We start from the raw sequence: 24,585 nt of genomic DNA, 5'->3' as shown, positions 1-24,585 counted from the left end.
CGACGACATACGGCTTAGGCTGTTATATTGCTCACATTGATGGATGAAGTCGGGCACACTGAAACACAGGCGCCGCAGCCGTTACACTCATCAAGGTCTAAATTGGGTTGTGCTACTTTCCCCAGCTCTAATTTGAACTGAATTGCCATCGGGTCGCACATATCCCCACAGCTTCGGCATTCGACATTTTGTTTTGCTAAGCAGCTATCGTTGATGCTTGCTTTCGCTTGCCAAGGTTGCTCTGTTTTTGGCAAGAAAAGGGGCTCACGACAGGCGTCTGCACACTGATAACAAAATGTGCATTCATCAATAGAAAAATCGACCGAAGGGAATCCGCCATCACTTTTAGTTATAATCTTTGTTTCGCAGGCCTCAATGCATTTACCGCAGCGAGTGCAATCGTCCGTAAACTGTTCTGGCTTGGCTAACCAAGGCAAACGTACGGCGTTGTCGGGGTGCGCTTTTCTTGCAAAGAGTCTTCTTCTGGAAAGGTCTACCACTTAGTCACCTCGAAACTTGGAACCCAAACTAAGCATAGTCCACAATTTTCATTAATAAACTGTCATTTAAACTAACGAAATTGTAGTTTTTGACATATTTGTATAAATACCTCTTAGGAGGTAAATGGGATGCAATATTGTTTTGGATCAATAAATTCCGTCGCAGGTGATCACATATTGATAAAGTTGAAAGGTAATGGGTTCATTGCACGTACAAATAGGGTTGTTAATGGGCGAGGAACTCAGATTGTTTAAAAATGTGAAAAAGTCAGTGACGCGCACGATTGCGTCCGCGATGCTTCTTATTTTGCTGCTTTCAGTTGCTACGACTGGTTTTGCAATTTTTACGTTAGCGTCAAGCTTGAATGATGCAGAAGCCGTCAATGTTGCTGGCTCAATGCGAATGCAAAGTTATCGTTTGGCACATGATATTCAGATTAAATCTGTTGATTACTCTTCACATATTGACGCATTTGAACATTCGATATACTCACCTTCCATGAAAGCACTCCAGCATTGGTCAGTGCCAGAAGACATTACTCATGATTACTACCGTCTTATTATGAGATGGCATGAGCTCAAGTCGGTGTTGAGAGGAGACAACCCGGCGGAGTACCAACTCCTAGTGGCTGGTTTTGTAAAGCAGATCGATGAGTTTGTATTTAAGCTGCAAAGCTTTTCGGAGCAAAAGCTGATTAACTTAGCTTGGATTGGCGGGTTAGGGTTAGGCGGTATCCTTTGTGTCAGTATGTTTGTTGTCCATTTTGTGCGCCTCGAAGTTGTACGGCCTTTGCGAGCTTTAGTTTTTGCTAGCGAGCAAATTAAGAATCGCTCATTTAATATATCGCTTGATGTATCCAGCGATAATGAAATGGGGATCCTGACTCGAACCTTTAATCGGATGGCGACGGACCTTGGTAAATTATACCGAGGGCTAGAACAAGCGGTTGATGAAAAAACGCGTAAATTACAGCATGCGAATCAGTCTTTAGAAGTATTGTATGACTCGTCGAAAGAGTTAACGGCTTCGCGTATTAATCAGGATAACTTCCAAGCCATATTGCAACATATTGCAAGTCTTGAAGGCATTAAAGCGGTCAAACTTGAAATAGAGCAATTGGGAGAACCGAGTTGGATATTGATGGAGGGGGAAGAGTGCTGCCACGAGTGTGATGAAGATTGCCACAGTAAGGCTCTAACGTTGGACGGTGAACACTTAGGCTATTTGTATTGGAAGGCCGGGTTACCTTGTCCGAACGAAGCTCTTATTGACAACTTTGTGCAGATTTTATCGCGTGCCGTGTATTACAATCGAGCCCAACGCCAAGCAGAACAAATCCTACTGATGGAAGAGCGAGCCACCATTGCTCGGGAACTGCATGATTCATTAGCTCAAGCACTCTCTTATTTAAAAATTCAGGTCGCTTTATTAAAGAGAAGCGTAAAGAATTTGCCTGATGAAAAAGCGATAGCTCAGGCGAATCAAGTCATTGCCGAGTTGGATACGGGCTTATCTGCTGCTTATACCCAACTACGCGAATTACTGACGACGTTTCGTCTTACGATTAAAGAGGGCAGTTTTGGCCAAGCATTGCAAGATATGGTCGAAACGCTCAACGAACAAACCGTCGCTGACATTACGTTAAAAAATAGACTTTCTTCAACTGAACTGGATGCACACCAGCAGGTTCATTTACTACAGTTGATAAGAGAAGCGGCAATTAATGCCATCAAGCATGCGCAAGCAGATAATATTCACATTCAATGTCTTGATAATGATGGAAAAGTCACAGTAACCGTTACCGATGATGGAATAGGCTTTGAACATCAAGACGAAAAATTAAATCATTACGGTATGAGTATCATGCAAGAGCGAGCCGCTAGGCTGCATGCCGATCTTCATATTGAAGCATCGATCAACAAAGGCTGTACCGTAAAACTAGAATTCCAACATAGTAAGGAAGTAAACAGTGACAGTGTGTAAAGTAATGCTGGTGGATGATCATCCACTCATGCGACGAGGTATTCATCAACTTTTAAGCTTTGAGCCTGAGTTTGAAGTCGTTGCAGAAGCAAGTAATGGCGCAGATGCGGTAGCGAAAGCGCATGAGCTGGAACTGGATCTTGTACTTCTTGATCTCAATATGAAAGGCATGTCAGGCCTCGATACCTTACAAGCGCTACGTGCTGATGGTTGTGAAGCTCGAATTGTTATCTTAACCGTATCGGATAGTCCTGCTGACATAGAAGCAATAGTTCGAAGTGGCGCAGATGGCTATTTATTGAAAGATACTGAGCCTGATGAGCTGGTTGAGTTGCTAAAACAAGCGCATCAAGGTGACAAAGCTTACAGCCAAGAAGTTTCTAAGTATTTGAGTGAGCGTTCAGGACAAGAGGACGTTTTTGATACGCTGACGGATCGCGAAACGCAGATCTTAAGAGAGGTGGCAAGAGGTTTCCGCAACAAGCAGATTGCCGATCGTCTTTTTATTTCTGAATCAACGGTTAAAGTTCATATGAAGAGTTTACTTAAAAAGCTTCAAGTTCCTTCTCGTACTGCGGCAACCGTTCTTTATCTTGAGCGCTTTGGCGACATCAAATAATACAGTTGAAGAACAATCCCAAACCACCAATGGAATCAATCGTTTAGCGTGATTTTAATAATAAAAAAACCGCCTTAAAGGCGGTTTTTTTATTTGTCTGGGCGAATAGAGTACAAGTCACTGTTGTGCTTACCGCACTCTAAATAGTACTGATAAGCCACTTTTTTGCTTTCAGCAATGACTCTCATGCAGTGCATTTTCCCCTGTTCAAAATATCGAATCTCATATTCTACACTGGTATCAAGTTGCTCAGCGGCTGCCATACTTCGCCTCCATAAACCATCCAAAAAACATCCATGCAAATTATATGCCGTTATAGGGAGCGTCGTTCGGTGTGTTTTTTAGCCGATAATTGCGCTCTAACTCACTTTTTTGCGGATAGTTGTGATCAAAAAGTTAATTTCAAACTCTATATATTATTAAGGTGGCAATCAATATTTGTCACACTGGTGTAAGTTTGCCGCAATATTAAGTGATACAAGTTGAGTATAGAACTTAATCAATAGAAAAGGGAATACGAATAAGTGACTAAATTACAGGGTGTATCTAATAAGGTGCTTGGTTATGGCCTTCTATTTTGTTTCGTATTTCTTCTTGCCGGATGTACGAAGAAGTTTCTATACAGCAATATCGATTGGTTCGTTATCGATTACATAGAGGATTATGTTTCTCTGCAAGGTGAACAAGAAGTCTTGGTCGAAGAACGCTTATTATTGTTAGCAGAATGGCATAAGAAAGAAGAGTTACCGTTATATATCGATCATTTAAAAGAGCTTGAGAGATTAAAAGCGAGCGATATAACCCTAAATTATTTGCAGGAAAATCGAGATAGAATGCGAGCGCATTACGATAGAGTGGTAAGCAAAGCAGCACCAGACCTTTTTGCTTTGAGTTTACAGTTAACGAAAGATCAAGAACGGGAATTTCTGAGTAATGTACAAGAGCATTATCAAGAGCGAAACGCAAAATATGCGGATAAAACGGAAGATGAAATACGTGAAATTATTCTAGATAACACAGAAGAATGGATGGAAGAGTGGTTGGGAAGCCTATCAGAAAGTCAGCGCCAATTAGCTCAAACGTTTTCTCAACAAGTCACTCTTAACAGTCCTTTATGGAGAGGTTATCGAGCAACGATATATCAAGAGCTCGAATATCTGTTCTATAACAAGTCCAATGCTGTCACTTATCAGGATATATTTATGCGCCTGTTGTTCGAGCCAGAGAGCTATTACAGTGAGCAGCTTTCTAAAAATATTGATTCTAACTTTGTGCTGGTCGATCAACTGACATTAGATATTTCTCAATCTATGACCGATAAACAATGGCGTCATTTTCGCGGTAAGGTAAAAGAGTGGCGAGTACTAGCTGAGGAATTATTAGATTAGACTCATACTTCAATTGACTAGGGGATGTGCAGTAGCCTTTCTTATGAAAAAATGATTCAAAGCAAATTCTTATTGAGCTAAGAGCGTAACATAGCTTGAGGTTTGATGAGGTAAGGTCAGCTTACTGATGGTTGATAAAGCCTCATCGTATAAAAACAATGAGAATAAATATGAAACATTTAGTTGAAAGATTTCTTCGCTACGTCACGTTCGATACCCAATCAAATCCACATGTTACGCTTTGCCCAAGCTCGCCTGGTCAGCTTGTGTTTGCTGAGTTGCTTAAGAAAGAGATGATCGAACTTGGCTTAAGTGATGTGACATTAGATAAAAATGGCTACTTGATGGCTAGACTGCCAGCTAACGTTGATTATGAGGTGCCGCCTATCGGCTTTATTGCCCATATGGATACCGCGCCTGACGCCTCAGGAAAAAACGTAAAACCGCAATTTATTGAAGATTACCAAGGCGGCGATATTGCGCTAGGGTTGGGGGATGAAGTGCTATCTCCGGTGCAATATCCAGATTTACATCATCTACATGGCCACAATCTTATCACCACCGATGGCACTACATTACTTGGCGCGGATAACAAAGCTGGTATTGCTGAGATTCTCTCTGCGGTCGCGCTGTTACTAGAAAATCCAGACATTCCACACGGCGACATTTGTATCGGCTTCACACCAGATGAAGAGATTGGCCGAGGCGCAGATTTATTTGATGTTGAAAAGTTTGGCGCGAAATGGGCATACACTATTGATGGTGGCCCGCAAGGTGAACTGGAATACGAAAATTTTAATGCGGCAAACGCCGATGTAATCTTTCATGGTGTCAGCGTTCACCCTGGTACTGCAAAAGGTAAAATGGTTAATGCGATGAACTTGGCTGCGAAATTTCAAGTTCAAATGCCCCAAGATCAAACTCCTGAAACAACAGAAGGCTACGAAGGGTTCTTCCATTTAAAATCGGCAGAAATGGGCGTGGCGCGAAGCGAACTTGGTTACATTATCCGAGACTTTGATCGTCAGGGGCTTGAAGAGCGAAAAGCCTTTATGCAGAAACTCGTTGATGATATGAACGCGGGCTTACGCCATGGTTCTGTAGAACTGAAAATAACAGACAGCTATTACAATATGAGAGAAATGGTTGAGCCTTACCCGCATATCATTGAGCTAGCAAAGCAAGCGATGGAAGCGTGTGATGTGGAGCCAATTATAAAACCTATTCGTGGTGGTACAGATGGCGCTCGTTTATCTTTTATGGGGTTGCCGTGCCCGAATATCTTCACTGGTGGTTTTAACTTCCATGGGATTCATGAGTTTATTTCGGTTGAAATGATGGAGAAGTCAGTGCTTGTCATCGTCAAAATTGCTGAACTCACCGCGAAAAAACACGGTTAACAGACCAGGTCGAGCGGTTCTTGTCGATTGAATGGGGAAAAATAGCCCAGAGTCATCTGGGCTATTTTTAAATTCAAAAACGAAACATTAACGTACGTCTTTGTCTTCAATTTCAATGTCTTCTAGTGGTAGCCAGTCGACTTTCACACCCGCTTGATCGAACATGTCTTGGCTGACTTGGATTTTATCTCCCCAGCGAGATAGAAAGTCTTCAGATTGCTCAGGGCAGTGCACGTGTGAGATCCCTGTTTGAATGATCTTTGCCGCGCAGTTAGGACATGGAAAATGCGTCACCCAAATATCACATCCGTCTAAGTCACGTTTTGAGAACAAAATTGCGTTCTCTTCTGCATGTAGTGTTTTTAGATATTTCAACTCGCGTTCATCGGTATCGACACTGTCAGAAACACCGTGCGGGTAGCCATTAAATCCAACAGATACAATGCGATTCTGTTTAGTGATCACTGCACCGACTTGTGTTGATGGGTCCTTACTCCATGACGCCACTAGTTCTGCCATCTGGTAAAAGCGTTTTGCCCATTTAGAAATCATAGTCATCCTCTCTGTCGAAGGCGTTGAATTAATTGAATGATAACCCATTTATATTAAAAAAATAGTCAAAATCGGGGTCTTGAGTATGAAGGCGTCATTTTTTGTCTTTTTAACCATAAAACGTTCTGATCTTGAGCACCGAATCTCACTTTCCGTCTTTATACGATATCTTAATTCGCGTTTCCTAGCGCCCTAAATGCACGATGCCTGAGAGTGTATATCAAATAGTTATGATTGAGCTGTTTGTATGTTGCTCATTAAATATCACTGTTAACTAAATTACTTTATTTTCTTTTTGTTTCTCATGTTTACATTTAGAAACATTTTGGGGGCTTTTGAGTGAAGTTTTCAGTTGCAGCAAGGAGTAAGGTTGATGGGAATTCAACAATATCCTGTTCTATAAAGACGGTAAATACATGCAAAAGAAACCACTTGTCGCACTAATGGCGGCTACAGCAATCCTCGCTGGATGCGGGGAAGCTAATAATGCCCAAAGGGAAGGCCAAGCGCCTCTCGTAGTGACTCAGGATGTCACGGTTATCGACTACCAACCGAGCAAGTCTTATATCGGTCGCATTGAAGCAGTAGAAGATACCAATATTACCGCGCAGATTTCTGGCTATTTAAAAGCTCGTCACTTTGAAGAGGGGCAAATGGTAGAAAAAGGGCAGCTTCTTTATTCTATCGAGCCATCTTCTTTTGAAGCACAAGTCGCGAGCGCTAAAGCGGCACTTGCACAAGCAAAAGCCGCGCTAAAAAAAGCGGAACTAGACCACACCCGAGGTAAAAACTTGTTGCCTCGCGGTAGTATCTCTCAATCTGAGTTTGACGCCTTAACTGCGGCACTTCTTGGTGCGAAAGCCGAGCTAGAAGCAGCAAACGCTCAGCTTAAGCTTGCTGAAGTTAACCTTTCTTATACTCAAATCCGAGCTCCGTTCAGCGGTCGTATTAGCGATACCAAAGTGAGTACCGGTGATCTTGTCTCCCCTTCATCTGGCGTGCTGACGACATTGGTGAGTTTAGACCCAGTGCATACTTCATTTAGTGTGAGTGAGCGCGAGCGCTTAGCCATGGGTATGGATCAAGTCAAAGGCGACGGCTCAGCAGAATCAAACAGAGTTGAAGTTCAGCTTGAGCTGGAAAATGGCCAGTTTTTTGAGCATCTCGGTAAGCTCGATTTCTTAGGTAATCGTATTGATACCAAAACTGGTACGATTGCAATGCGTGCGCTAGTGCCAAACCCAGAGCAGAAGTTACTTCCGGGTCAGCACATCAAAGTGAACTTGAGAGATAAGAACACGAAAGACGTTATTGTTATCCCACGACGTGCCGTACAGACTGACTTAGAAGGTGACTTTGTGATGGTGATGGCTGAGGGAAGTGTGGCAGAGCGTCGTAACGTCGAGCTTGGACCTCAGGTTGAACAAGGCATTATCATTCGAGAAGGCCTCGAACAGGAAGATACGGTTATTACACAGGGCCTACAGCGTGTGCGTAATGGTGTAGAAGTGCGCATTCAAACACCTGCTGAAGATAAGCAGTAGGGGGCACTATGTTAAGTCGTTTCTTTATTCAGAGACCTAAATTCGCGCTGGTTATTTCGATCATATTAACGCTAGCAGGCGCGATCTCACTGGCGATTTTGCCAGTGGCGGAGTACCCACAGATAAGTCCGCCATCAGTCAGCGTTTCGGCATACTACACCGGTGCGAGTGCGGAAGTTGTCGAGCAGGCCATTGCGGACCCCATAGAGACGTCGGTCAATGGCGTTGAGGACATGATCTACATGTCCTCAAAGAGCGCGAACGATGGCTCATACAGCCTAAACGTCACGTTCGATGTCGGGACCGATCCAGACATGGCGCAAGTAAACGTGCAAAACCGTGTGTCACAGATCGAGTCAAAGCTGCCTCAAGAAGTGCGCATGGTTGGTGTGACGGTGAAAAAGCGTTCACCTGACTTGCTGATGGTACTTAACTTCTATTCACCTGATGGCAAATACGATGATCAGTTCTTGATTAACTACATTAACTTGAATGTAAAAGATCAGCTGGCTCGTGCGAAAGGTATCAGTGAAGTTAACGTGATTGGTGGTGGCGAATACGCAATGCGTGTTTGGTTAGACCCTGAAAAAATGGCCAACCTTAAGCTAACTACGTCAGACGTATACGCCGCTTTGGCTGAACAGAACGTTCAAGTTGCGGCAGGGCGTGTAGGTGCTGCACCATACAACAATCCACAAGAAGTTCAGTTTAACCTTGTGACCAAAGGTCGCTTGGAAAGCGTGAGTGAGTTTGAGAACGTTGTCCTTCGAGCTAATCCCAATGGATCTACGGTTTATCTGAAAGATGTTGCTCGCGTTGAACTAGGCAAAAAGTTCTACGATGGTAACGGTAAATTCCGTGGTCAGGACGCGTCAATTGTTGCATTATCTCTTCAATCAGATGCGAACGCGTTAGAAAGTGGTCAGGCCGTCATGGAGCTGCTTGAGGACTTGAGTAAAAACTTCCCTGAGGGCATGGCGTATGAGACCAGCTACGATACAACCGTGTTTGTATCTGAATCGATCAAAGGGGTAGTCAAAACACTGATTGAAGCGATTCTATTGGTGATTGCTGTAACTTACTTGTTTTTGGGTAGCGCGCGCGCAACGTTGATTCCTGTTGTTGCGATCCCCGTTTCTCTGATTGGTACGTTTGCCATCATGCAGGCGACGGGCTTCACCATCAATACGGTCACTTTGTTTGGCTTGATCCTCGCGATTGGTATCGTGGTGGACGATGCGATTCTGGTTATCGAAAACGTCGATACCACCATGGCGAAAGACCCAACCATTTCACCCCGTAAAGCGACATTGCTAGCGATGAAAGAAGTAACGGGCCCAATCATCACGTCGACCTTGGTTTTACTTGCGGTATTCATACCAGTCGCGATGCTGCCGGGTATCACTGGTATCATGTATCGCCAGTTCGCTTTGACCATCTGTATTTCGGTTGTGATCTCATCCATTAACGCATTGACGCTGTCTCCAGCACTTTGTTCTTTGGTATTGAAGCAGGGTGGGGGCAACACCGCTAACTGGTTCCAGGCTTTCAACCGAGGCTTAGAGCGTATCACAACGCGTTATGGTCAGGTCGCTGGTTTCTTGGTGAAGAAATCTTTGCTGCTCGTGACGTTCTTCATAGTCGCTATCGCGGCGGTCACTTTCTTTGCGAAAACCACCTCAACAGCGTTTGTTCCTCAAGAAGATAAAGGCATTTTGCTGGTTAACGTTCAGCTACCAGATTCAGCTTCTTTATCTCGTACTGAAGAAGTCACCAATGATTTAATGAACATGATTGGTGAAGAACCTGGTGTTGATGGCGTGACGGTTGCGAACGGTTACTCGTTTATGACAGGCGCAGCAGCATCAAACGGTGCTTCTGTATTTATCAAATTGCATGATTGGGATACTCGTAACTCGTTGCAAGGGGAGCACTCTGCCAATGCCATCGCGGCGCGTATTAACGGTCGTGCTGCAACAGAGTTGCCTCAAGCGGTTGTGTTTGCGATGGGACCTCCGGCGGTTCCTGGTATGGGCGCTGCGTCTGGTTTTGAGTTTGTGCTTGAAGATACGCTAGGGCGAAGCCGTACCGATTTGTCGATGGTCATGGGAGAAATGATCCAAGCGGCCAACCAAGCCCCTGAAATTGCCTACACGTTTAGTACGTTCCGCGCGAATGTCCCGCACTACTACGTTGATATCGATCGTGAGAAAGCACAGCAGTTGGGTATTTCACTGTCGTCTATTTTCCAAACCTTGCAAGGCAACTTAGGTTCGCTTTATGTGAATGACTTCACCATGTTTGGTAAGAACTTCCGCGTAACCATGCAAGCTGATAGCCAGCACCGTAGCAGCATGGAAGATCTAGAGCGTTTCCATGTTCGTTCTTCGAACGGCGATATGGTTCCGCTAAGTACGCTAGTGAGCTACGAGCAAGTGTTCGAGCCTGATGTGGCATGGCGTTACAACATGTACCGCAGTGCTATCATTCAAGGCCAACCAGCTCCGGGCTACTCTAGTGGTGATGCGATTGCCGCAATGGAACGCGTTGCTGCAGAGGTTCTTCCGCAGGGCTACACGTACGAATGGACAGGTATGGCTTATCAGGAAGTACTTGCGGGTAACCAAGCCATTTATGCGTTTGCACTGGCTTTGATCTTCATTTACTTGTTCATGGTGGCACAATATGAGAGCTGGAGTATTCCATTAGCCATCATTTTGGTGGTGCCAGTAGCAACGTTAGGCTCCTTCTTGGCGTTGAATCTGACTGGGACACCGCTTAACTTGTATGCGCAAATTGGCCTTGTCTTGCTCATAGCCTTGGCGGCGAAAAACGCAATTTTGATTGTGGAGTTCGCCAAGCAAGAACGTGAAGAAAAAGATGCTGATATCGATAGTGCAGCGGTTAAAGGAGGCACGTTACGTTTCCGCGCTGTGAATATGACATCTTGGTCGTTTATCCTGGGTATCTTCCCGCTGATCTTCGCCGCAGGTGCAGGGCACGTGAGTCAAAACTCGCTCGGCGTGTCGCTGATTGGTGGTCTATTGTGTGTGCTTCTAGCAGGTACATTCTTGATCCCAGGCTTCTACGCTCTGGTGCAAAGACAGCGTGAGAAAGTTCATGGCGGCAACACCAAGCTGGTTCCTCTTGATGATGAGTAATCACACCCGCTGTGCACAGTAGAGCACGAAGTTAAAGTCGAAAAAAAGCCCGAAGCAATGATTGCCTCGGGCTTTTTATTTGTAGGGAAGGTTATTTTAGCGCGGTTTTAAATTGTGCAACGGCTTCGTCCATATCATGAGCTTGAGCAGAAACAGAGTTCACTTCGTGCAAGCATTCCTGAGCAGATTGCATGTTGTTTTCAGATATCGCGTTAAGCTCGGTGATTGAGCCACTAACTTGGTTCATCACGATACCTTGCTCTTCAATCGCTGAAGCAATGCGCTCCGAATTGCCCTGAATTGCATGCATGTCAGTGATGATCTGTTGCAGGCTAGAATCCAGTTTTTCAGAGGCATTAAGCGTTTGTTGTCCTTGATCGTTACATTGATCAATATCCGCCACGACCGTCGACATTTGAGCTTGAATATCAACAACAACTCGCGTGATTTCCTCGGTAGATTGATGAGTTCGGCTAGCTAGGGCTCGTACTTCATCGGCAACAACGGCGAAGCCACGACCTTGTTCGCCCGCTCGCGCGGCTTCAATTGCTGCATTGAGAGCCAGTAAGTTAGTTTGTTCCGCAATTTCTTGGATGATGTTCACCGCACCACCAATTTTATCTACATGTTGGTTCAACGAGCCAATCGACTGCTGACTGTTCGATAAAATACTGGTCAATTGACCAATGTTGGTTACAGTAGTTTCAACAACACTTCGGCCTTGTTCGGCATTATTCGCGGCTTGATGTACACCCTCTACCGCAACCGACGTGCTTTCCGATATTTCGCCTATCGTTGCCACCATTTGCTGAACCGCAGTAGCCATCGATGCAGTGTGGTCAGTTTGAGTATGGAACTGCTCCATAACCCCTTCTAGCTCACGATGCATATTATCGGTACTGGCCGTTAACTGCGCCGATTTTTCTTGGGTGCCACTAATTAACTGCTCAAGCTTATCCAACAGATCATTGAGGTGGTGGCTGATATCAAATAGCTCATCTTTGCCTTTCAAGTCAGAGCGCAGTCCCATGTTGTTTGTTTCGCTAATGCTTCGAATGGTGCCAAGCAAGCTGTTTACTCGTGTATTGATTGAGCGAGAGATCTGCCAAATCAATGCGAAAATAACACCTAAGATCAGGGCAGTAATCACTTGCTTGATGGTCGACATTTGTTCATCACGCTTTGCAGCAGCAGAGCTAAGGGCTGTCGAAAAGGTTTCAAATTGCTCTTCTACAGCATGAGATAATGCGCGAGTTTCACCAAGTAGGCCTTGGTCGTAAGCGACCCCTACAACTTGTTTTTGTGCCGCTACTAGCTTACCTGTTTTGATGAGCTCCGGAGCATATAGCCCAACAAGCAAATCACTATTGAATTGACCTGATTTGACTGCAGAGTCAAAACGAACCAACGCCAGCAATTGCTGGTGGTCGGAGCGTTGCTTGGCTTCTAACAGTGCTTGCTCGTAACCAGAAAGAAGGCCACTCTTTGCATCAAGTCCGTAGCGTTGGTAAGCACTGACCAGATTCTGAAAGCCCTTTTGGTATGCAAGAAGGTCTTGTTTGAATCGTTGACTGGAAGGTAATTCATTGCTCGTGAGTATGCTCGCAAGCTCTTTTTCGGTATTTAGAAACTTATCAACATTCGCATCAAATTTGTTTAAGTATTTGTCATTACTACGCAGTAAGAAATCTTTCTCGTTTCTGCGTAAGTTGAGTAAACGTATTTCTAGATCGCCAACGAGTTTGATGGCGTGGTTAAGTTCATTGCTCTTATTGGCGAAATGGGATGACGTACCCAAAAGGGCCACGATGCCTAAAATGGCGATAACTCCGAGGAAGTAGAGTTTTTGCCTAATAGTCATATTGTTGTTTCCTGAATAAGTAACTAAAAAGAGAAATCCAATGAGATTTCCCAAGGGCTAGCAAACGTTGTTCAACTAACATGTCGAGAAAACGACATGCATTAATACAGCACTTTCTTACGTTGCTGCTTTTTCGCTCCATGCTTGTTCTTGGTATCAAGTCTTCGGCGTTGAGAAGCGCGGGTTGGTTTCGTTTTAATACGCTTCTTCTCCTGTAAGGCGGCAGCTTTAATTAAAGCTTGAAGCCGATTCAGGGCGTCTTCCTTATTTTGTTCTTGCGTGCGAAATTGTTGCGCTTTGATGATGATCACGCCATCTTTAGTTATACGACAGTCAGAAAGAGCAAGTAATCGTTCTTTGTAGAAGTCAGGTAAGCTGGAATGTCGGATATCAAAGCGTAAATGTATAGCGGACGCTACCTTGTTAACGTTCTGGCCACCATTTCCTTGAGCTCTAATTGGGGATAATTGAATTTCCCACTCTTGAATTGTGACGGAGTTCGAAATTTTGAGCATGATAAGTAAATGCCGGTAAGGACGATTGAAAGAGCTGATAAATTAACATCACAGATGTACAAATAGAAGAAAAGACATGAGCACGATTGATTTTAGGCCCTATGAGGGATTCATATTTGATATGGATGGTACTTTAATAGATACCATGCCAGCCCATTTGGCTGCTTGGCAAGCAACCGCAGATCGCTTTGATTTTCCGTTTTGTCAGGAGTGGTTTCACAGTTTAGGGGGCATGCCGAGCTTTAAAATTGTTGAGGAGCTAAACCGTGTGCATGAGCTTTCATTAGATCCTAAAACCGTCGCTACATTTAAAATGGAAACGTTCGCTGCTATGGAGCTGCACGGGGACGTTATTCCGTGCACTAATATCGTGTTAGAAGAATATTTAGGCCACAAGAAAATAGCGGTCGGAACTGGCAGTCAACGAGAAAGTGCAATGCGCTTACTGAGCCACTCCGGTTTATTGGACAAGTTGGATGTTGTGGTAACAGCAAGTGATGTAGAGAATCATAAGCCTTTTCCGGATACCTTTTTGGTGGCGGCCGAGCATCTCGGGTTGGAAGCGTCACAATGTCTTGTATTCGAGGATACCGAGCTAGGTAAACGAGCGGCGCATGCAGCGGGTATGGATTGCGTTATGGTGCAAGATAACGAGTTAATCTTTTTTCCAAAACCATAGTAAAAAGAGCGATAAAGCGAGATCAAAATGGGGTGCAAACGCACCCCATTAACTTTTACAACATCATAGATAAAGTATCATAAATGTTTATTCAGGTTGAACTAGCTCTTGGTATTCAAACGAAGGAACCACAACCTCTACGCGACGGTTTTTCTCACGACCTTCACGAGTGCTGTTGTCAGCAACTGGGTTTTCTTCACCCATGCCTTTCACAGTTAAACGATCTGAGTCAATGCCTGCAGCAGTTAGGTAATCCGCAACAGATTGAGCACGACGCTCAGACAGTTTTTGGTTGTAAGTCGCAGGACCAGAGCTATCCGTGTAGCCAGTGATCTCTACTTGAGCTTGAGGGTATTCGTTCAAGAATGATACGAAATTGTCTAGACGCTCCGAAACAGACTCTGTTAGCTTAGCACTGTCGAATTCAAACGTACCTGTACCGTACTCTTCTTTGTGCACTTTGCTCATCATCACTGGTTCTGGATCTGGCTCAACCACTTCTTCTGTTACAACTGCCGCAACCACTGGCGCAGCCGCAAATTTGTAGTTAAAGCCGATACCGAAGAAGTTAGCGTCCATGTCGTCCCATACGTCATCAGACAGGTCTTGATAGCGTTGATATTCTGCGCGTACGCTCCAGTTTCTGTCGATAGTGTATTCAGCACCTAGCGAGCCAGTTGGAACGAAATCTTTTTCGTCATCAGACATCATGTAAGCACCACCTATCTTAGCGAATAAGTTCCAAGATTCGTTCAAGTGCCAGTTAAATTTAGGTGCGAGAGTTAAAGCCGTTAAATTGCCGTCGATCGTATTAACTGTATTAGCCCCTGACTTAAAGTTAGCTTTGTAATCGCCTAAGAAGTCGACACCATACTCTAGCCCGATGATATCGGTGAAGTCATAACCGATATGTAGTCCAGCACCAAAAGCTTCATCATCACAAGGGCTATTTAGATAGCAAGCATCGTCAAGTGTAGTCATGCCTACTTTGCCCCCGATATACATTTCAGCTTGAGCAGAGTTTAAAAGCGCGCTACTACCAGCTACCACTGCTGCTACTGCAATTGCTACTTTGTTCATAATGTTTCCTTGTATTGATTGCATATTAACTTCTACTTCGTTTTATCAAAAAATTAGAAAAAACCAGCGTTTATAAGAAATTAGTTTAATATTCTAATCATTTCATATCAAGCAACAATATCTTTGAACTTGATCAACATTTACTAACCAATAACACCTCACAAACTTCTGATATTTCTTACATTGTAGTAAAGATTTTTGGGGTCATAAGAAAATTGATGATTATTTTGAACTTTTTTTCGTAAACTTTATTTTACATTGTGCGCGGTAGTTAACGGGTGGTTTTTATTTGCATTTATTTGCAAAAACTGATTGCAAGTCTACGCCTAAGCCGATAAGTTACTTAAACGCTAGACAGAAAATGACCAGAGCCCTTGATGCTGCTCGCTTTGTGAACAATGTTGCAATGAGTTCAGTTGGCAAAAAATTGGGTCGGAAATAAAAACCAGGAAGTAGAAGTAATGTTTCAAACTGATGATGTAAGAATAAATAGAGTAAAAGAGTTATTGCCACCTGTAGCAGTATTAGAGAAGTTCCCAGCGACTGAAACCGCTTCTTCGACCACTTTTGATTGCCGTAATGCCATTCACAATATTCTTGAAGGAAAAGATGACCGATTACTTGTAATTGTTGGCCCGTGTTCCATTCACGATCCTGCTGCTGCGGTTGAATATGGTAAAAAGCTAAAAGTATTACGTGATGAACTTGGGGAACAGTTAGAAGTTGTGATGCGAGTTTATTTTGAGAAACCGCGTACAACGGTAGGATGGAAAGGTCTGATCAACGACCCTTACCTAAATGATACCTACAAGCTGAATGATGGTCTGCGTATTGGACGTAAGCTTCTTCTTGATCTTACCGATATGGGCTTGCCGACCGCGAGTGAGTTCCTAGATATGATCACGCCTCAGTACGTGGCGGATCTGATCAGTTGGGGGGCTATCGGTGCTCGTACGACAGAATCTCAGGTTCACCGTGAGCTTGCTTCTGGCCTTTCTTGCCCTGTTGGGTTTAAAAATGGTACAGACGGGAACATTAAGATCGCGAGCGACGCGATTCGTTCTGCAAGTGCTTCTCACCACTTCCTATCAGTAACAAAATACGGTCATTCTGCGATCGTAGAAACCGCTGGCAATCCTGATTGCCATATCATTCTCCGTGGTGGTAAAGAGCCAAACTACAGTGCAGCGCATGTTGCTCAAATTAAAGATGAGTTAGACGGCGCAGGGCTACCGAAAAAAGTGATGATTGATTTTAGCCACGCTAACAGCTCGAAGCAGTTTAAACGTCAAATGTTGGTATCTGATGACGTATCAGAGCAAATCGCTGGTGGCGAAGAAGCAATTTTTGGTGTGATGATTGAGTCTCATTTAGTTGAAGGTCGCCAAGACTTAGTGGATGGCAAAGCGGCCACTTATGGTCAGTCGATTACCGATGCATGTATCGGTTGGGAAGACACGGAAACCGTACTTCGTCAGCTTTCAGATGCAGTAAAAGCGCGCCGTAACAAATAAGCTCAACAGAAAGAACTTTTTTAAAGAGCCAGAGGCATTGTGCCTCTGGCTCTTTTTTATTGAGAATTACTCGCATCTCTTTCTATTGTTTCTGCTTTCCTATATGTTATCTGTATGCGCTGTAACCAAAAGGAATTTGGAATTGAATCGTAATGTATGGCTATTATCCCTTTGCCAAGCCCTATTAATGACAGGGAATATTTTACTCATATCTGTTATTGCCCTTATTGGCAAAACACTTGCGCCGTCATCAAGTTTTATTACGTTGCCCGTTGCGCTGCAATTTTTAGGACTGATGGCTGCGACGATCCCAGCATCACTGATTATGGGCAAGTTAGGACGTCGCCTTGGGTTTAGTCTCGGTAATGTTATTGGCATTTTGGGTGCCAGCCTAGCGACGTATGCGTTAAGTCAACAGAACTTCTATCTATTCTGTGTTTCTACCTTTTTGCTCGGTGTTGGTATTGGCTTCGGTACGCTATACAGATTTGCTGCTATTGAAGTGTGTGAAGAGTCGGCAAGACACAGGGCGATTTCGATATCTATGGCGGGAGGGGTACTAGCGGCGATACTTGGCCCTAATTTGGCGGTGTATTCGCAGCAATGGTCAAATGATGGTTTGTACATTAGTGCTTTTGCCGTGCTTATTGGACTTTATATAACTGCGTTGATCGTGCTGCAAACGATTCGTTTTCCACCAGCACACACGCAAGTTCTACATACTAAAGCGGATAAAGTGGGGGACATTATCCGTCGACCTAATTTCATGCTAGCGGTTATCGCCGCAATGGTTGCGTATGCGGTAATGAACATTTTAATGACAGCAACGCCTCTGGCGATGATTGGTTGTGGCTTTGATTTTGACAAAGCGGCAGGAGTGATCGAATGGCATGTGCTGGGCATGTTTGCACCGGCGTTTGTCACGGGACGCTTGATAGAGCGGTTTGGCGCGAAGAATATGATTTTAGCCGGTGGATTGCTATTTGTTGCTTGCATTGGAATTAACATACACGGAGTGTCCATTTGGCACTTTAGTCTTGCTTTAGTTCTGTTAGGCGTTGGTTGGAACTTTATGTTTATCGCGGCAACTGGGTTATTTAGTCAAAGCTATGAAGCGAAAAACAGGAGCAAGGCTCAAGCATTTAATGAATTCTTCGTGTTCAGTTGTGTCACTATCACTGCATTACTATCTGGCTGGCTTGAATCCACCGTAGGTTGGCAAAACCTTAATTTGTACGTTCTTCCTTTTGTGTTGCTCGTCATCGTGATGTTTGCTTTGAAAACGAACAAAGAAACGGAATCCCAAACGGCTTGATTAGATCTTCTATACATGGCCCGGCATAACGTGTCGGGTTTTGTTTATTAGCTCAAATCCACAACTTCTTCTTTATATTTTTATTGATAATGTGAATTCCCACACTAAAAATGTCGATTTGATAAGACTTTTTATCTAACTTTTTGTAATAAAAATAAAAATACTGTATATATCTTGCCGAAAATCAATAAAAACTACAGAAGTTTCGTCTATGTCAGCCAATATTTCTCATAAAGCTCAAGAAACTCTCGTGAGGGAGTCTGAGGAACTCGTCTCAACAACGAACCTACAAGGTGTTATTACGTATTGTAACGAAGCCTTTTGCCGTGTTGCTGAGTACACTCACGAAGAACTCGTCGGTCAGAATCATAATATCGTTCGCCACAATGACATGCCTAAAGCCGCTTTCGGCGATATGTGGGCACGTCTTAAGCAAGGCAAAGCCTGGCGCGGCATGGTTAAGAATGCCACTAAGTCGGGCGGTTACTATTGGGTTGATGCCTATGTCACCCCTATTTATGAAAATAACCACGTTGTTGGTTATCAATCTGTGCGCGTGAAGCCAAAGCGAGAGTGGGTTGATATAGCCACGAAAGCCTACAAGAGTATGCGCGCCGCCGAGAAGTCAGGTCGTACTTGGTCGTTGAAACTCAATGAAACCATTCGCTATGCGATTCTACTTGGCGCATTGACCGCACCTGCTGCCGCATATGCATTGTCTATTGAAGGTCCATTGGCTTGGCTTGCAAGTGCACTACCTGCGAGTGTTCTAGCGTTGTTATTCCGCCAAGAGTTAATTGATACGCCTCAACAACTGAAAAAGTTACAAAAGCAATACGACAGCGTGAGTCGCTTGATCTATTCCGGCAACACGGCGTTTTCGATTGCTGATTTCCATATCAAAATGCTGTCCGCTAGAATTCGAACCGTGTTGGGAAGAATGACAGACTCCGCACTGCCGTTGCAGCATTGTGCTGAAGAGTTGAGCCAAACCACAGCAGAAGTTTCGGCTGCATTAAATCAGCAAAACACCGATATTCATCGCGTACGTGATGCGACTCAAGAGGTGGAGTCTTCGGCGAATTCAGTCTCTTCTAGCACCAATGATGCCCATATGCTAATTGATGACACCTTGAAGTCATGCTTGATGGCGAAGGAAACCATCGATCAAACGCACACCAATCTAACGCAGTTGAGCCTTCAAGCTGAAAAAGCGACGGAAACGACGTATCAGCTGAGTGATCAGGCGCAGAAAGTGAATCATTTGATGGAAGAGATTGGTGGGATCGCAGAACAAACCAATTTACTGGCACTTAACGCGGCAATTGAAGCGGCGAGGGCGGGTGAGCAAGGTCGTGGTTTTGCTGTTGTTGCCGATGAGGTGCGCGCGCTCTCTGGTCGCACATCCAATGCAACTGAACAAATCCAAGCGTCTATCTCTGCTATGTTGGCGACGATACAAAGTTGGCAAAAAGACATTCTGGCAAACAAAGAGCAAACGGATACATGTTCTCAGGTTGCCGAACAAAGCGCGCTTCGTTTGTCTGAGGTTGAACAGATGATGCAAAGCATGAGTGGGTTGATGGTCGATGTGGCGGAAGCGGCGAATAACCAGCTGAAGCTATCCAGCGATGTAAATCAGCATATTCACTCTATTGCTTCTACGGCAGAGCAAAACTTGGCAGCAACGCACTCCGTAGAGCAAAACAGCCGTCAGTTGAAAGAGCAAGTACAAGATTTCTATCAGCTCGCGCTTCGATTTGAAGACAAATAGCCGTAACGAAAGTCGTTGTGTTCACTTTCTGGCTGTGTTTACACAAATAGGGGCCAGATAAAAGAAAGCCCCGCCATTGCTGGCGGGGCTTTTCAGTTTTCACATTCGCAATAGAGAAAACTGATTATCTTTTTACTGCAATTACGCTAGTAGTTCTTTTGCTGTATTTACTACGTTTTCAGTAGTGAAACCGAACATTTTGAATAGTTCACCTGCAGGTGCAGATTCACCGAATGAAGTCATACCGATGATGCGACCGTCGAAGCCTACGTACTTGTACCAGAAGTCAGCAATACCTGCTTCGATAGCGATACGAGCTGTTACGTCTGATGGTAGAACGGCTTCACGGTAAGCGGCGTCTTGTTTGTCGAATGCATCTGTTGATGGCATTGAAACAACGCGTACTTTCTTACCTTCAGCAGTTAGCTGTGCTGCTGCTTCTACTGCTAGCTCAACTTCTGAACCTGTTGCGATAAGGATTAGCTCTGGCTTGCCTTCGCAATCTTTCAGGATGTAACCGCCTTTTGCGATGTCAGCAACTTGTTCAGCTGTGCGCTCTTGTTGCGCTAGGTTTTGACGAGAGAAGATAAGCGCAGTTGGTGCATCTTTACGTTCAATCGCTAGTTTCCAAGCCACTGCTGATTCAACTTGGTCACATGGACGCCATGTGCTCATGTTTGGCGTTAGACGTAGCGATGCCATTTGCTCAACCGGTTGGTGAGTTGGGCCATCTTCGCCAAGACCGATAGAATCGTGCGTGTATACTTGGATGTTCTGAATCTTCATCAGAGCCGCCATACGCATAGCGTTACGAGCGTACTCCATGAACATTAGGAATGTCGCGCCGTAAGGAACGAAACCACCGTGTAGCGCAATACCGTTCATGATCGCCGTCATACCGAATTCACGTACACCGTAGTGGATGTAGTTACCAGAGAAGTCACTTGCTTCTAGAGACTTAGAACCAGACCACATGGTTAGGTTAGAAGGCGCTAGATCAGCAGAGCCGCCCATGAACTCAGGTAGTAGAGCACCAAATGCCTCTAGAGCGTTTTGAGATGCTTTACGTGATGCAATGTTTGCTGGGTTTGCTTGAAGATCGGCAATGATTTGGCTTGCTTTCTCTTCCCACTGTGCAGGAAGCTCACCGTTTACGCGGCGTTTAAATTCAGCTGCCAGCTCAGGGTACGCTGCTTCATAAGCTGCAAATTTCTCGTTCCACGCTGCTTCCTTAGCTGCGCCTGTTTCTTTCGCTGACCATTCTGCGTAGACTTCTTGCGGAATTTCAAAAGGACCGTGCTCCCAACCTAGTTCTTTGCGTGTTGCTGCGATTTCTTCTGCACCTAGTGGCGCACCGTGACAATCGTGTGAACCAGATTTGTTTGGTGAACCAAAACCGATGATTGTCTTAGTACAGATAAGTGTTGGACGTGGATCCGCTTTCGCCGCTTCGATTGCTGCGTTGATCGCTTCAGAATCGTGACCATCTACTGCCGGGATTACGTGCCAGCCGTACGCTTCAAAACGCTTAGGCGTGTCGTCAGAGAACCAACCTTCAACGTGACCGTCGATAGAAATGCCGTTGTCATCCCAGAATGCGATCAGTTTGCCTAGACCTAGTGTACCAGCTAGAGAACATGCCTCGTGCGAGATACCTTCCATTAGACAGCCGTCGCCCATGAACACGTAAGTGAAGTGGTCAACGATGTCGTGGCCTTCTTTGTTGAACTGTGCTGCTAGCGCTTTCTCAGCTAGAGCCATACCAACCGCATTAGTGATGCCTTGACCTAGAGGACCCGTTGTTGTCTCGATACCTGGCGCGTAGCCGTACTCTGGGTGACCTGGAGTCTTAGAGTGAAGCTGACGGAAGTTTTTCAGATCATCGATAGATAGCTCGTAACCGCTCAAGTGCAGTAGAGAGTAAATTAGCATTGAGCCGTGACCGTTAGACAGTACGAAACGGTCGCGGTCTGCCCACTCAGGGTTTGATGGGTTGTGGTTTAGGTGAGAGCGCCAAAGAACTTCAGCGATATCAGCCATGCCCATAGGTGCACCTGGGTGACCAGAGTTAGCTTGTTGAACACCATCCATGCTTAGTGCACGGATTGCATTTGCTAGGTATTTACGATCCATAGTGATTACTTCTCGATAAGGGTTTAAATAGAGGGAACTCGTCGAAACAAGTTCAAATAGAAAATCTTGAATAAGCGCTGATGGTAAAAGCGAGTAGACGGGCTACTCGCTTTTGGTAAGCAATTAAAGCTTAGCTTCGATCATCGCTTCTAGTTTACCTTGGTCAACGGCGAAGTTGCGGATGCCTTCAGCCAGTTTCTCAACCGCCATTGGGTCTTGGTTGTGTTCCCATAGGAACTCAGAATGAGTCATTGGTGCAGGACGCTCAGTTGCGCCTTTAGAATCAACTAGCTTCTCAACCACTTCACCTTCTGCAGCTTCTAATTCTGCAAGTAGAGCAGGAGCGATAGTTAGACGGTCACAGCCAGCTAGTTCTAGGATCTCACCGATGTTACGGAAGCTTGCGCCCATTACGACAGTTTTGTAGCCGTACTCTTTGTAGTAGTTGTAGATCTTAGTTACAGACAGTACGCCTGGATCTTCTGAAGCTTCGAAGTCACGGCCTTCTTTCGCTTTGTACCAGTCCATAATACGGCCAACGAATGGAGAGATTAGGAATACGCCAGCTTCTGCACAAGCACGCGCTTGAGCGAATGAGAATAGAAGCGTTAGGTTACAGTTGATGCCTTCTTTCTCTAGGATTTCTGCTGCGCGGATACCTTCCCAAGTAGACGCTAGTTTGATAAGGATGCGGTCGTTAGTGATGCCTGCATCGTTGTACATTTTTACTAGTTGACGTGCTTTCGCTACGCTGCCTTCCATATCGTAAGATAGGCGCGCGTCAACTTCTGTAGAGATACGACCTGGAATAGTTTTTAGGATTTCTTTACCGATGTTTACTGCAAGCATGTCACAAGTGTCTTGAACTTGTTGAGCTTTGTCGTTGCTCTGTGCTTTAGCATATTCGATTGAAGCATCGATTAGAGGTGCGTACTCTGCGATTTGAGCGGCTTTCAGGATAAGAGAAGGGTTAGTTGTTGCGTCTTCTGGTTGATACTTTTTGATTGCATCAATTTCGCCAGTGTCTGCTACTACAGTCGTTAGTTTACGAAGTTGCTCTAACTTGTTGCTCATAATCGATCATCCTATTTAAATGGGCTTAAGCGTGATTTTTGTTATCACAGCTTGTGCATTTGCAAGCGAGTTAGCTAATCGTCTCATCGCATTTAATGAGACATCTGCTCAGCCAACTACGGAAAATTTCGTTACCGAACAAATGCAATGAACATTTGATCGATAGCTGAGTAAATGATGTGTCCATATTTATCCTATCTATGCTGAAAGTCAATCGCTGAAATCGACTTATAGTGAACTTCATCAACGTTTTTTTACTGTGTGTGTAGTGGTTAACCCAAATAAACGTTTGCCCTTATTGTTCAAAGGTTGAGCGTTGTACGTGAGGGTAAAAAATTGTAGTGAGAAAATGTTATTGCGATGAGCAAATGTAGCGTTTAAATTGATAAAGAACATATACTAAGTCGATGAGCATATGCTCACTTATTGCATACAATATCGATCCTCTTAAAGGGCGAGAGAAACCATGAGCAGTTCTAATCAAGATATTTCCATTGAAAACACGGATTTGTTGACAGAGATTTCCGTCGCGTATTATCAAGACGGTGCGACTCAGGAAGAGATATCGAGAAAATTTGCCATATCACGCGCAAAGGTCGGGCGAATGCTCAAGCAGGCGCGTGATGAAGGCATCGTTGAAATCACCGTTAAATACCACCCGGTGTTTAGCGCCAAGATTGAGCAACGTTTGATCGAGCGATTCGGCGTTAAGCGTGCGCTTGTCGCTCTTGATCAGCCAAATGAAGAGGCACAGCGACTACAGGTGTCGGGATTGGTGTCCAATTATCTCACCAGCACGCTTAAAAACGGCATGGTGGTGACCGTTGGACAAGGGCGTAACGTATCTTCCGTCGCTCACCATATTGGTGTTATTACGCCGCGTGACTGTAAATTTGTATGTGGTATCGGCGGTATTCACCCACGTGGTGGTATGTATAACGCCGATCACATTTGTCGTCAGTTAGCGAAAAAGTACGGTGGAACGTCCGAAACTCTCTATGCGCCGGCTTATGCAGAGAACAGAGAACAGAAGTTGGCTTTCATGCAAAATGCAACCGTGAAACAAACGCTCGACCTAGCACGTAAAGCTGATGTCGCTTTGGTCGGTATTGGTGACATGAGCGAAAACAGCTACATGGTGGACTTAGGTTGGTTTACGCCTGATGAAGTGGTTCAGTCGAGACTTCAACAAGGCGTGGTCGGGGACTTTGCAGGTTATGATTTCTTTGATATTCACGGTAATGTTGCCAACACCGTAATGAGTGACCGAGTGATTGGCCTTGGTATTGAAGAGTTTCGCCCAATATCGGAAGTCATCGCGATTGCAGCGGAGAACAGTAAGCCGCTCGCCTTACTTGGAGCATTAAGAACCGGAGCGATAGACGTGATCGCCACAAGCGTCAGCAATGCATTAACGGTACTCAACTTAGATGAGCAAATGCACGGCAACGCGGCATCTGAGAGTTAGCACAAATAATATGCAACTTATGTA

At 44.7% G+C, this 24,585-nt stretch carries 19 protein-coding genes; 11 read left to right on the top strand and 8 right to left on the bottom strand.

The window, feature by feature from the left end:
* Positions 1-14: 14 nt before the first annotated feature.
* Positions 15-500, bottom strand: a complete 486-nt coding sequence (gene napF / locus ACHFJ9_RS02805; protein ID WP_269043586.1) for a ferredoxin-type protein NapF — start codon at positions 498-500, stop codon at positions 15-17.
* Positions 501-747: 247 nt separating this feature from the next.
* Here napF and narQ point away from each other — a divergent pair, with 247 nt between their 5' ends.
* Both narQ and ACHFJ9_RS02795 read left to right on the top strand, forming a co-directional pair.
* A complete protein-coding gene (gene narQ, locus ACHFJ9_RS02800; protein ID WP_269043587.1) occupies positions 748-2,484 on the top strand; it encodes a nitrate/nitrite two-component system sensor histidine kinase NarQ in 1,737 nt (578 codons plus the stop codon).
* Complete coding sequence (locus tag ACHFJ9_RS02795; protein WP_005398453.1) at positions 2,471-3,103, top strand: response regulator; 633 nt, start codon at positions 2,471-2,473, stop codon at positions 3,101-3,103. Before narQ ends, ACHFJ9_RS02795 begins: the two co-directional genes overlap by 14 nt.
* A gap of 89 nt (positions 3,104-3,192) precedes the next feature.
* Here the strand turns inward: ACHFJ9_RS02795 and ACHFJ9_RS02790 are convergent, their stop codons facing one another.
* A complete protein-coding gene (locus ACHFJ9_RS02790; protein WP_005373524.1) occupies positions 3,193-3,366 on the bottom strand; it encodes a hypothetical protein in 174 nt (57 codons plus the stop codon).
* Positions 3,367-3,627: 261 nt separating this feature from the next.
* Here ACHFJ9_RS02790 and ACHFJ9_RS02785 point away from each other — a divergent pair, with 261 nt between their 5' ends.
* Together ACHFJ9_RS02785 and pepT are read left to right on the top strand one after the other, a co-directional pair.
* Positions 3,628-4,491, top strand: coding sequence for a DUF6279 family lipoprotein (locus ACHFJ9_RS02785; RefSeq protein ID WP_104970553.1), 864 nt, complete (start codon positions 3,628-3,630; stop codon positions 4,489-4,491).
* Between the two features lie 170 nt (positions 4,492-4,661).
* Entirely contained in the window at positions 4,662-5,891 is a 1,230-nt protein-coding gene (gene pepT / locus ACHFJ9_RS02780) for a peptidase T (RefSeq protein ID WP_047008127.1), read from the top strand.
* A gap of 87 nt (positions 5,892-5,978) precedes the next feature.
* Here the strand turns inward: pepT and ACHFJ9_RS02775 are convergent, their stop codons facing one another.
* Entirely contained in the window at positions 5,979-6,443 is a 465-nt protein-coding gene (locus tag ACHFJ9_RS02775) for a dCMP deaminase family protein (protein WP_005373515.1), read from the bottom strand.
* A gap of 416 nt (positions 6,444-6,859) precedes the next feature.
* Between ACHFJ9_RS02775 and vmeY the strand changes: the two genes are divergently transcribed.
* Both vmeY and vmeZ read left to right on the top strand, forming a co-directional pair.
* Complete coding sequence (gene vmeY, locus ACHFJ9_RS02770) at positions 6,860-7,987, top strand: multidrug efflux RND transporter periplasmic adaptor subunit VmeY (protein ID WP_005396140.1); 1,128 nt, start codon at positions 6,860-6,862, stop codon at positions 7,985-7,987.
* An 8-nt stretch (positions 7,988-7,995) separates the two neighbouring features.
* Complete coding sequence (gene vmeZ, locus ACHFJ9_RS02765; protein WP_046875892.1) at positions 7,996-11,148, top strand: multidrug efflux RND transporter permease subunit VmeZ; 3,153 nt, start codon at positions 7,996-7,998, stop codon at positions 11,146-11,148.
* A gap of 91 nt (positions 11,149-11,239) precedes the next feature.
* Here the strand turns inward: vmeZ and ACHFJ9_RS02760 are convergent, their stop codons facing one another.
* Together ACHFJ9_RS02760 and arfB are read right to left on the bottom strand one after the other, a co-directional pair.
* A complete protein-coding gene (locus ACHFJ9_RS02760; protein WP_074190491.1) occupies positions 11,240-13,009 on the bottom strand; it encodes a methyl-accepting chemotaxis protein in 1,770 nt (589 codons plus the stop codon).
* Between the two features lie 101 nt (positions 13,010-13,110).
* Positions 13,111-13,524, bottom strand: a complete 414-nt coding sequence (gene arfB / locus ACHFJ9_RS02755) for an alternative ribosome rescue aminoacyl-tRNA hydrolase ArfB (protein WP_104970554.1) — start codon at positions 13,522-13,524, stop codon at positions 13,111-13,113.
* A gap of 76 nt (positions 13,525-13,600) precedes the next feature.
* Here arfB and ACHFJ9_RS02750 point away from each other — a divergent pair, with 76 nt between their 5' ends.
* Entirely contained in the window at positions 13,601-14,203 is a 603-nt protein-coding gene (locus tag ACHFJ9_RS02750) for a beta-phosphoglucomutase family hydrolase (RefSeq protein ID WP_031780520.1), read from the top strand.
* Between the two features lie 87 nt (positions 14,204-14,290).
* Here ACHFJ9_RS02750 and ACHFJ9_RS02745 read toward each other — a convergent pair whose 3' ends face one another.
* The gene (locus ACHFJ9_RS02745) at positions 14,291-15,283 is read right to left on the bottom strand and encodes an OmpA family protein (RefSeq protein WP_006741142.1); all 993 of its coding nucleotides are present in this window, start codon (positions 15,281-15,283) and stop codon (positions 14,291-14,293) included.
* A gap of 461 nt (positions 15,284-15,744) precedes the next feature.
* On the opposite strand from ACHFJ9_RS02745, the gene aroG reads away from it, so the two are divergent.
* The 3 genes from aroG (at position 15,745) to ACHFJ9_RS02730 (ending at position 19,886) form a co-directional block, all read left to right on the top strand.
* A complete protein-coding gene (gene aroG / locus ACHFJ9_RS02740; protein WP_005396134.1) occupies positions 15,745-16,797 on the top strand; it encodes a 3-deoxy-7-phosphoheptulonate synthase AroG in 1,053 nt (350 codons plus the stop codon).
* Positions 16,798-16,939: 142 nt separating this feature from the next.
* Positions 16,940-18,112, top strand: coding sequence for an MFS transporter (locus ACHFJ9_RS02735; protein WP_047008131.1), 1,173 nt, complete (start codon positions 16,940-16,942; stop codon positions 18,110-18,112).
* Between the two features lie 211 nt (positions 18,113-18,323).
* Positions 18,324-19,886, top strand: a complete 1,563-nt coding sequence (locus tag ACHFJ9_RS02730) for a methyl-accepting chemotaxis protein (protein WP_048624841.1) — start codon at positions 18,324-18,326, stop codon at positions 19,884-19,886.
* A gap of 141 nt (positions 19,887-20,027) precedes the next feature.
* Here the strand turns inward: ACHFJ9_RS02730 and tkt are convergent, their stop codons facing one another.
* Complete coding sequence (tkt, locus tag ACHFJ9_RS02725) at positions 20,028-22,019, bottom strand: transketolase (protein WP_145534636.1); 1,992 nt, start codon at positions 22,017-22,019, stop codon at positions 20,028-20,030.
* A 123-nt stretch (positions 22,020-22,142) separates the two neighbouring features.
* Positions 22,143-23,093: a transaldolase gene (gene tal / locus ACHFJ9_RS02720; RefSeq protein WP_395186425.1), complete on the bottom strand. Its 951-nt coding sequence runs from the start codon at positions 23,091-23,093 to the stop codon at positions 22,143-22,145.
* 466 nt (positions 23,094-23,559) lie between these two features.
* On the opposite strand from tal, the gene ACHFJ9_RS02715 reads away from it, so the two are divergent.
* Positions 23,560-24,561 carry a sugar-binding transcriptional regulator gene (locus tag ACHFJ9_RS02715; RefSeq protein WP_005396112.1) on the top strand — a complete coding sequence of 334 codons (1,002 nt, stop codon included), beginning with the start codon at positions 23,560-23,562 and terminating at the stop codon, positions 24,559-24,561.
* Positions 24,562-24,585 lie beyond the last annotated feature (24 nt).

The sequence above is a fragment of the Vibrio sp. D3 genome (genome assembly GCF_043995865.1).
GTDB classification, from domain to species: Bacteria; Pseudomonadota; Gammaproteobacteria; order Enterobacterales; family Vibrionaceae; genus Vibrio; species Vibrio diabolicus.
Note: the sequence above shows the minus strand (reverse complement) of the source record. Positions and strands in the feature narration are given on the sequence as shown.

What these genes read in the sequence shown, in the direction of transcription:
- vmeZ (WP_046875892.1), top strand. Translation starts at nt 7,996, where the DNA reads ATGTTAAGTCGTTTCTTTATTCAGAGACCTAAATTCGCGCTGGTTATT.
- ACHFJ9_RS02760 (WP_074190491.1), bottom strand. Translation starts at nt 13,009, where the DNA reads ATGACTATTAGGCAAAAACTCTACTTCCTCGGAGTTATCGCCATTTTA.
- tal (WP_395186425.1), bottom strand. Translation starts at nt 23,093, where the DNA reads ATGAGCAACAAGTTAGAGCAACTTCGTAAACTAACGACTGTAGTAGCA.
- pepT (WP_047008127.1), top strand. Translation starts at nt 4,662, where the DNA reads ATGAAACATTTAGTTGAAAGATTTCTTCGCTACGTCACGTTCGATACC.
- arfB (WP_104970554.1), bottom strand. Translation starts at nt 13,524, where the DNA reads ATGCTCAAAATTTCGAACTCCGTCACAATTCAAGAGTGGGAAATTCAA.
- tkt (WP_145534636.1), bottom strand. Translation starts at nt 22,019, where the DNA reads ATGGATCGTAAATACCTAGCAAATGCAATCCGTGCACTAAGCATGGAT.
- ACHFJ9_RS02730 (WP_048624841.1), top strand. Translation starts at nt 18,324, where the DNA reads ATGTCAGCCAATATTTCTCATAAAGCTCAAGAAACTCTCGTGAGGGAG.
- ACHFJ9_RS02775 (WP_005373515.1), bottom strand. Translation starts at nt 6,443, where the DNA reads ATGATTTCTAAATGGGCAAAACGCTTTTACCAGATGGCAGAACTAGTG.
- ACHFJ9_RS02790 (WP_005373524.1), bottom strand. Translation starts at nt 3,366, where the DNA reads ATGGCAGCCGCTGAGCAACTTGATACCAGTGTAGAATATGAGATTCGA.
- ACHFJ9_RS02745 (WP_006741142.1), bottom strand. Translation starts at nt 15,283, where the DNA reads ATGAACAAAGTAGCAATTGCAGTAGCAGCAGTGGTAGCTGGTAGTAGC.
- ACHFJ9_RS02715 (WP_005396112.1), top strand. Translation starts at nt 23,560, where the DNA reads ATGAGCAGTTCTAATCAAGATATTTCCATTGAAAACACGGATTTGTTG.
- vmeY (WP_005396140.1), top strand. Translation starts at nt 6,860, where the DNA reads ATGCAAAAGAAACCACTTGTCGCACTAATGGCGGCTACAGCAATCCTC.
- aroG (WP_005396134.1), top strand. Translation starts at nt 15,745, where the DNA reads ATGTTTCAAACTGATGATGTAAGAATAAATAGAGTAAAAGAGTTATTG.
- ACHFJ9_RS02750 (WP_031780520.1), top strand. Translation starts at nt 13,601, where the DNA reads ATGAGCACGATTGATTTTAGGCCCTATGAGGGATTCATATTTGATATG.